Consider the following 8,432-nt stretch of genomic DNA (forward strand, 5'->3'; position numbering starts at 1 on the left):
TGGAGCGCTGGCGACAGAAACGTATTATCGACGGCGATGGAGGCGCCGGCGTTCTTGGCTTTCGTTGCAATGGTAGCGATGTCGACGACCCGCATAAGCGGGTTGCTGGGCGTTTCGATCAAGACAAGAGTTGGCACTTCCTCGAGTGCATCACCGAGTTCAGTCTCATTGGACTGGTCAACGAAACGGACTGAACAATGTCCCCGACTTGCGCGCGCTTTGAGCAAACGCATCGTGCCGCCATAGCAATCATGCGGTGCGAGCACGAGATCATCGGGGCGCAGCCGTCCGACCAGCAGATCCAGCGCTGCCATGCCGCTCGATGTGATAACAGCGCCTGCGCCTCCTTCGAGAGCGGTGAGCGCTTCGGCGAGAAGATCCCGCGTAGGGTTGCCCGCTCGACCGTAGTCGTACTGCCGGGCCTGATCGAATCCCGCGAACTCATAAGTGCTGGTGAGATAGAGCGGGGGTGCGACCGCGCCAAAGGCTATGTCGGTCGCAACGCCAATGGATGCAGCCAAGGTTTCAGGACACAGTGAAGGCTTGTCTCGATCAGTCATACGCGGAGCATCCTTTGTGGAGCATGCGGGAGATACCGGCGGGCATGATCTTTGCCTCGAACTTTAGTGGAAGGGCTTGCTGTACGAACGCCAGGCGCCACGTCAGCCGAGCATCTCGAAAATATCGATGAGCAAGGGGCGCATGCGGCGAATTTCATCGCGGTGTGCTGTTGACAATGCCTGCAGGAGATCGCGTGCCTTGTCCGTGAGCAGCAGCAGCGAGCGCCTTCGATCGTCCTTAGCGGCCTGGCGCATGATCAGGCCGAGCCCCTCCAGACGGTCCAGCAATCCGGAGGCGCTATGGGGTTTCAGGATCAGACGTTCGGCCACATATCCCACGGTCGCCTGTTCGGGCTGGGCGCCGCGGATGGCAAGCAGGGCCTGATGCTGCTGCGGGGTCAAACCGACATCGGCAGCCCTGGCTTCACTGAATGCGAGGAACTTGCGGATCTCGTGACGAAATGACGCGAGGGCCACATTGTCGGCGTCACTGAGTGAACTGCTGCTTTTGCTCATGGCCTTCCCGGGATTGAATAATGTCGCAGTACGATATAATGGCCGCTTACAAACTGCAAGAGGCCAGATCTTCCGATGCCGCCCGCGCCACAAACTTCCTTAGAACGCCATCGTTTGGCCGATCACACCGTCGACAGGCGCATGCTACTCCTGGCGGGGATGGCCTTGGTCGTGGGGACAGGGGGTGCGCTGGGCGCATGGATGCTGATCAAGCTGATTGCGCTGGCGACCAATCTTTTCTGGTTTGGCCGTCTGTCTGCCGACGACGCCGTGATTACCGATGCCTCAGTTGGTGTCCTCATCATTGTAATTCCGGTCATCGGCAGTCTCATTGTCGGCCTCATGGCCCGCTTTGGATCGGATAAGATCCGCGGGCATGGGATCCCTGAGGCAATCGAAACCATCTTGTTCGGGGAGAGCCGCCTTTCCTTCAAGGTTGCAATGCTTAAGCCTCTTTCCTCCGCAATCTCGATCGGCAGCGGCGGCCCGTTCGGCGCCGAAGGGCCGATCATCATGACGGGCGGCGCCATCGGCTCGCTCTTCGCCCAAAGCTTTCACCTGAGCGCAGCAGAACGAAAGACATTGCTCGTCGCCGGCGCTGCTGCCGGCATGACCGGCATTTTCGGTACACCGCTCGCCGCAATTCTCCTGGCACTGGAAGTGCTCCTGTTCGAGTGGAAGCCGCGCAGCTTTGTCCCGGTGCTCGTCGCGGTCATGATGGCTTATTCCTGGCGGCCTTATCTTGTCGGTTCCGGCCCGATGTTTGCCACAACATTGCCCTTGCCCCAATCGCACTGGGCTCTGGCAACGTCTGGTGTGATAGGGCTTATCGTGGGCTTCGAAGCCACGGTGCTGTCGACCTTGCTCTACCGGATCGAAGATCTGTTCCACAAACTGCCTCTGCATTGGATGTGGTGGCCAGCGATCGGTGCCATCGTGGTGGGACTGGGCGGCATGGTCGATGCCCATGTCCTTGGTGCAGGATATGCAAGCATCGAGGCGCTGCTTGCCGGTTCGCTGGCGCTCAAGGTGGTTCTGGCGCTTCTGATTGTAAAGGCAATCGTATGGTTGGTCGCATTGGGCTCCGGCACTTCGGGAGGTGTTTTGGCGCCGCTGCTTATTCTTGGCGGGTCTGCCGGTTTTCTCGTTGGCCAGTTGCTTGGCGGCGATGCCGGCTTCTGGGCAATGATCGGTATGGCAGGGATCATGAGCGGGGCGATGCGTGCCCCGCTTACAGGGGCAATTTTCGCCGCCGAGCTAACCGGTCTATTCGACGCCTTACCCCATACCATCATCGCGGCAGGTTCTGCTTATGCCGTCAGTGTCCTGCTCATGCGCCGTTCGATCCTGACGGAAAAGATTGCCCGGCGAGGCAGGCACATCTTGCAGGAATATACGGTCGATGCGCTCGACCTACTCCAGGCGCATCAATTGATGACCCGCACGCCCCAGACCTTGCCAGGTTCTCTCACGGTCGGGGATGCTGTAGCCTTCTTTGCGAGCGAGGCTCGACATCGCAGCTATCCGGTTGTCGACGGGAACGGGCGATTGCTCGGCATGATGTCGCGGACCGATGCTTTTCTTTGGCAAAGTGATCCAACGCTGGCACAAGCAACGCTTGCCGATACGGTATCCGACGCTGCGCAGCCTGTGGCCTACCCGGACACCACCTGCGGTATCGTCGCCGACCTCATCATCGAAACGCGAAATGGGCGGGTTCCTATAGTGGAGCGAGGGACTCATAAGGTGATGGGGATACTGTCGCGCCAGGACCTGCTCAAGGCGCGGAGTGCCGATCGGCGCGCCGAGACCGAACGAGACCGGTTCATTGGCGGGATATCGAAGGCTTGAGGTTCAAGATGAGGTCAAATGTTCCGGAACTTCCGGCTACTTTGAAGAGGGCGGCTTCTTTCTGGCTTCGTGTAGATATTCACTCGACCATTCGATAGCGGCCCGTTTCTTGTCGGTCATTGCCTTGAGGCCGCGGTGCAGGGCATTATCACGGATCCGCGGCATCAAGTGTTCGAGCTTACGCACCATCCGAGACTGCTCGTGGTTAAACAGAGCCAGGCGTTCCAGGGTCTCAGCCAAGGCCATGGCCTTCTTGAAGAAGGAACCTGTTTTTGGGGAAGGATCGCCTCCCAAACTCTGGATATGCCGCCCGAGCATTCCACACCAATGTGCCGCGTCCTCGTGAATATTGAGCATCAAGCAGCCGTATCCGACCGCTTCTTCCAGCTGACTGCTGGCGAGCGCAATGCGTGAACATGCTCGTTCCATTTCCAGCAATGCGTTGAGGACATCGAGTATTTCCTGTCTTTGCGCGTAGCCCATGTAGGCATCGTCCGCTTCATCGGCGTAGCAGACGGGAGAGGCGGGTTTCTCGGTCATGGCCCTATTCAACCAGACGTGGTTATGTCTGCCAAGGATTGTTCGTTAAGGACTGCATGAAAGGCTTCCAGCGCTCGATCGAGATGGCGCGGGAGAAGGCATCTGCGCGACAGCCGGCATTCACTGCACCTGACCATCTCGCAGTGCGGTTCCATCGCTGCCACGACTTCACCTATGCGAATGTCATGAGCCTCGCGTGCAAGACGGATTCCTCCGCCTCTGCCGCGAGCAGCGTCAATGAAGCCTGCACGAGCGAGATCGTTCGCGATCTTCATCAGATGGCTGCGCGGAATATCCTGGTCACGGGCCACCTCAGCGATCGTCGCGCGCTGCTCGCCCATGTCCGCAAGTCGGATCAGGAGGCGCAGGGCCAAATCGGTGTGACGGGTCAATTGCATCGCCTTTGCATTTTAGAGTGCGATTTGTTTGGACCGTTTGATGCAGATCAAATGCATCTTCATCGCCGGCTCTTAAGTGGACTTTGAAAGTCAGCTTTTGAGGTGATCGATGTACTGCGTGCAATGTGAGCAATCGAACAAGGGTGGGTGCGCGGCCAAGGTAGGTTCGTGTGGCAAGACCGCCGAGGTCGCGGACATGCAGGATGTTCTCCTGCGCGTGATGCTGGGCGTTTCTGTTTACGCTGAGCGCGCTGCGCGCTTTGGTGTTCGCGATGCCGAAGTGGATGCGTTCACGTCCCATGCCTGGTTCACGACCCTAACCAATGTCAACTTTGATCGGACTCGTTTCACCGCGCTGATCGCACGCGCGCTGAACATGCGCGAGCAGGCAAAGGCTTGCGCGCAATCGGCGGGTGCCGATCTGTCAAACCTTCCTGAACCTGCCATCTGGAATCCCGGCACGACGCTCAGTGAAATCGCTGCGGCCGCACCGTTCGCCGCAATTCAGCGTTTCATGGATCGCGATGGCCCCTCGATCGTTGGTCTGCGCAACCTTATCCTTTACGGCCTGAAGGGCACGGCAGCCTATAGCGAACATGCGCGCGTCCTTGGTAAGGAAGAAGCTGCAATCCATGCCGAGTTCCATAGAATTTGCGCATTCCTGGGCGGTGACCCGACCGAGACTGATGCCCTTCTCGCCGAAGCCCTGGCGATCGGTGCGCTCAATCTCAAGGTCATGGAGCTACTGGATGCCGCCAACACCACGCGATTTGGTCACCCTGAAGTAACGATGGTGCGCATGACCCCAGTTGCAGGCAAAGCCATCCTGGTGTCGGGCCATGACATGGGCGACCTTGAAGCGATCCTGCAGCAGAGCGAGGGTCAAGGCATCAATGTCTATACACATGGAGAACTCCTGCCGGCAAATGCCTATCCGGGGCTGAAGAAGTACAAGCACCTCGTCGGCAACTACGGTGGTGCCTGGCAGGACCAGCAAAAAGACTTCGCCGCGTTCCCCGGGGCCATTGTGATGACCTCCAATTGCCTGATCAATCCGGAGATCAGAGGTTATCAGGATCGCCTATTTACGGCGGGGCCAGTGGGCTGGAATGGTCTGCCGCATATCGAGAAGCACGCCTTTGCGCCGGTGATTGCATGCGCGCTTGCTCTGCCGGGCTTTGCCAAGGACGCACCCGAAGAGCGGATTCCCGCTGGCTTTGCCCGCAACACCGTCATGGGTGTGGCCGAAACGCTACTCGATATGATCAAGGGCGGCGACGTCAGGAACCTGTTCCTGATTGGCGGCTGTGATGGGGCGCGGCCTGGACGCAATTATTTTCATGACCTTGCTGTTGCCACTCCTCAGGACAGTCTGATCCTGACCCTGGGCTGCGGCAAGTTCCGGTTCAACCGGGAAGATCTTGGCACCATCAAGGGGCTCCCGCGTGTTCTGGACATGGGCCAATGCAACGATGCCTACTCGGCCATCCAGGTTGCTGTGGCTGTGGCCGGAGCCCTAAGTTGCGAAGTGAACGACTTACCGCTGCATTACGGTATCAGTTGGTTCGAGCAGAAGGCGACTGCCGTCCTGTTGACCATGCTGCATCTCGGACTGAAGAAGATCCACCTCGGGCCAACACTGCCCCAGTTTCTCACTCCAGAAGTGCTGGGCATCCTGGTCGACAAGTTCGACATTCGCCCGACCGGCGATGCCAGGCTAGATCTTGCAAGGATGCTTCGGGCGGCCTGACATTTTGCTTATCTCCAATGGATAACGAGCTTGCGCATAGGTTCGTGATTGCCATCGGAGTGCTTCCCTCCGCGCGGCCCCTATTTCCGCGCGGAGGGACTTTTGTCTTACAAGTTTATCAGAAGTCCATGATTTCCCGTTTGGCTATGTCGTGCTTCGCTACCTATTCCTGTCGTCCCATGGCTTTGAACTTGGCCACCATGTCCCGGAGCGTGAGAGCGGAATCGACGCTTCTGTAGACCCGCATCGGCCTTCCGCCCGGGTTCTCCTCATAGTGACCGTCTACAGCGAGGCGCGGGGTGGGCTTGAGGATATAACGGCTCGATGCCGGATCGGGCTGGATAGGGGTCATCAACGCGGTCAGCGTCACCAGCGGGCTGTCACCCAGCACATATACCTCGCTGGAAGGGGGCGTGGGGAAGCCCGGAATCTTCGCCAGCGCATCCGCCATGTTATCGAGCTCCCGCTTGAGATGGCCGACCAGTGGGCTGACAGCGGCCAGTTCGTTCAGCTCTGCGAGAGAGAACAGCACCTGGCGATAGACGTCGCGGGGCACTTGCCAGATCTCGATGTCGGATTCGTTGAAGACGATCCGGGCGGCCAAGGTGTCCACGGAGAAATTGAATTCCGCTTCGTCGGGTCCGGGGGGCGGATAGGCAAAACCGGGATGTTCGCGCCCGCCGATCCAGACGAGTTTGAGGCGCCGGCCGATCTTCGGTTCGGCGAGCCAGGCAAGGGCGAGTTCGGTCAGGCTGGCCCCTGCAGCGTAGAACAACGGTTCGTCAGCGTCCTCGCGCATCGCCTCACGCACTATGGCAGCGCTCGCCGGGCTGGGCTTCCAGTCGGAGCGCGATGCAATTGGCAGCTCTGCCCCGGCGATGATCGGCGGCCGCTGCGCAAGGTTCATCACCTCCATCAGTTCCTGCGCCTTGGCCGCACCGGCTGTGGCTGAAGCCGGGCCGCCAAATTTCACGGGCAAGTGCGAGGAGACGACCAGCGGGATCGTGGCCGAAGGACTGAGCAAATGATGTGCCAGCTGAAACAGGCCGTCCGGATCGCCGGCAAAGTCGTTGTCGATGATGACACGGGCAATGGCACGCTTTCCGGCAGCAGTTGCAAGCCCGCCGCTTGCCACCGCGGCCAAGAACGCGCCGGTCGATCCGATGAAGACCCTGCGGTTCAGGTGCAGTGCCATGGCTTTTCTCCTGCTCGTTCGTGGAGTGCGGGAGGTTAGCGCCGGTGTGCTTCTCGGGTGGAATAAGAAAAGCCCCCTTTCCCATTTCTTTAGCTAAAGGACGAGCCGGACTCCAGAGCGGGGCGAGAGCTTACAAGGCCCTATGCCTGCGCAATAAATGCCGACAGCGGGACCGCCGCGCACCATCTGGAATTCGCAACAGGATTCAGGCTCCGAGGGAAGGCGATCGCTTTCCTCAAAGCTGGAAAGGGGCAGTGTAGCGTATGTCTGCTCTGAGACAGGCAGTCTGGACGGATGGCATCATTGTTCATAATGCCATCCATCTGGGATATTGTTCAGGCGGCGAGTAGTTCGTCGGCCGGACCGAAGAACTCATAATGGATACGGTCCGACGGGACGCCGGCCAATGACAGCGTCGAGACCGCATGGCGCAGAAATGGGCGCGGTCCGCAAATATAATATTCGGCATGCTGTACCGGTGTACTGGCAGCGAGCCATTCGTCGGTGATGATACCGGCCTCCTCGTAATCTAGACCCTTGACCTCATCCTTCAATGGCGTCTGATGAAAATCGATGACCTGAATGGCCTTGCCCTTTTCCGCGAGTGCGCGAGTATGGCCTCGCATCGCGTGTGTGTCGCGATCGTGTGTTCCATGGATATACTGCACAGGGATGTCGACGCCGCGTTCCACAAGGGCCTCAAGCATTGCCACCATCGGGGTCAGGCCCACGCCGCCAGACAGCAGAACGATCGGACGGTCGGCATGATCCCCCAGGAAAAACTCCCCGGCAGGGGCTGCCACTTTCAGGAGTGTTCCCTCCTTGACTTCGTCATGCAACCAGCCCGAGGCCAATCCGTGTGGCTCTCGTTTGACCGAAATGCGGTAGGTCTCACCATTGGCCGCCGCTGAGATCGAATAGTTGCGCTTGACTGGCGGGTGCCCGGCAATCTCGAACCAGAAGGTCAGATATTGGCCGGGCTTGTGGCGCATGACAGGTCCGCCATCGACGGGGCGCAGGATGAAGGAATTGATGACGCTGCTTTCGCGTATAACTTCCTCGACGCGAAAGTCCCGCCAACCGTTCCATCCGCCTGTTGTGTCCTTCTGGTCGGTGTAGATCCGATCTTCCCTGGCGATCAGGATATTGGCGAGGAACCAATAGGCTTCGCCCCATGCGGCGAGGATCTCGTCGGTAGCGGATTCGCCCAGAACGGCCTTGATCGCTCCGACCAGCGCTTCTGCAACATGCGGATAGTGCTCGGGCAGAATTTGCAGGCCTACATGCTTCTGTGCAATCCGTTCCACGGCCGGAGCAAGCGCGCCAAGGTTCTCGATATTGCTGGCATAAGCGAGGATGGCGGCCGTGAGCGCGCGCGGCTGTGAACCGGCATCGCCATGGTGCGATTGGTTGAACAGGTCCCGGATGTCCGGATTCTGGAACATCCGGGAATACATCTCATGCACGATACCAAGACCATGCGCTTCCAATGCGGGGACGGTTGCCTTGACGAGTGCAATAGTTTGTTCGCTGAGTGGCTGCGACATCAAAATCTCCTCCATATGATTGAATGAAAAGGGCCCTCAGATCCTCGGATAATTTAGAGCCCGATTCAAAAGTTC

The 8,432-nt window shown here is 58.9% G+C and carries 8 protein-coding genes; 2 read left to right on the forward strand and 6 right to left on the reverse strand.

Features of this window, described 5'->3' with window-relative positions; genetic code table 11:
- A partial coding sequence (locus SPHV1_RS23650) for a PLP-dependent transferase (protein ID WP_197277798.1) occupies positions 1–560 on the reverse strand: 560 nt, incomplete at its 3' end.
- Between the two features lie 102 nt (positions 561–662).
- Positions 663–1,076, reverse strand: a complete 414-nt coding sequence (locus SPHV1_RS23655) for a MarR family winged helix-turn-helix transcriptional regulator (protein WP_054948451.1) — start codon at positions 1,074–1,076, stop codon at positions 663–665.
- Between the two features lie 75 nt (positions 1,077–1,151).
- Here SPHV1_RS23655 and SPHV1_RS23660 point away from each other — a divergent pair, with 75 nt between their 5' ends.
- A complete protein-coding gene (locus SPHV1_RS23660) occupies positions 1,152–2,927 on the forward strand; it encodes a chloride channel protein (RefSeq protein WP_054948452.1) in 1,776 nt (591 codons plus the stop codon).
- A gap of 36 nt (positions 2,928–2,963) precedes the next feature.
- On the opposite strand, the gene SPHV1_RS23665 is transcribed toward SPHV1_RS23660, so the two are convergent.
- Positions 2,964–3,467 (reverse strand): DUF6306 domain-containing protein, encoded by a 504-nt coding sequence (locus tag SPHV1_RS23665; protein ID WP_054948453.1) that lies wholly within the window; start codon positions 3,465–3,467, stop codon positions 2,964–2,966.
- An 8-nt stretch (positions 3,468–3,475) separates the two neighbouring features.
- The gene (locus SPHV1_RS24705) at positions 3,476–3,865 is read right to left on the reverse strand and encodes an Rrf2 family transcriptional regulator (RefSeq protein ID WP_082431143.1); all 390 of its coding nucleotides are present in this window, start codon (positions 3,863–3,865) and stop codon (positions 3,476–3,478) included.
- Between the two features lie 109 nt (positions 3,866–3,974).
- Here SPHV1_RS24705 and hcp point away from each other — a divergent pair, with 109 nt between their 5' ends.
- Positions 3,975–5,615, forward strand: coding sequence for a hydroxylamine reductase (hcp, locus tag SPHV1_RS23675; RefSeq protein ID WP_054948455.1), 1,641 nt, complete (start codon positions 3,975–3,977; stop codon positions 5,613–5,615).
- 163 nt (positions 5,616–5,778) lie between these two features.
- Here the strand turns inward: hcp and SPHV1_RS23680 are convergent, their stop codons facing one another.
- Both SPHV1_RS23680 and hmpA read right to left on the reverse strand, forming a co-directional pair.
- Positions 5,779–6,810 carry a nucleoside hydrolase gene (locus tag SPHV1_RS23680; RefSeq protein ID WP_054948456.1) on the reverse strand — a complete coding sequence of 344 codons (1,032 nt, stop codon included), beginning with the start codon at positions 6,808–6,810 and terminating at the stop codon, positions 5,779–5,781.
- A 335-nt stretch (positions 6,811–7,145) separates the two neighbouring features.
- The gene (hmpA, locus tag SPHV1_RS23685; protein ID WP_054948457.1) at positions 7,146–8,357 is read right to left on the reverse strand and encodes an NO-inducible flavohemoprotein; all 1,212 of its coding nucleotides are present in this window, start codon (positions 8,355–8,357) and stop codon (positions 7,146–7,148) included.
- Positions 8,358–8,432 lie beyond the last annotated feature (75 nt).

The organism is Novosphingobium sp. KN65.2 (assembly GCF_001368935.1).
GTDB classification, from domain to species: Bacteria; Pseudomonadota; Alphaproteobacteria; order Sphingomonadales; family Sphingomonadaceae; genus Novosphingobium; species Novosphingobium mathurense.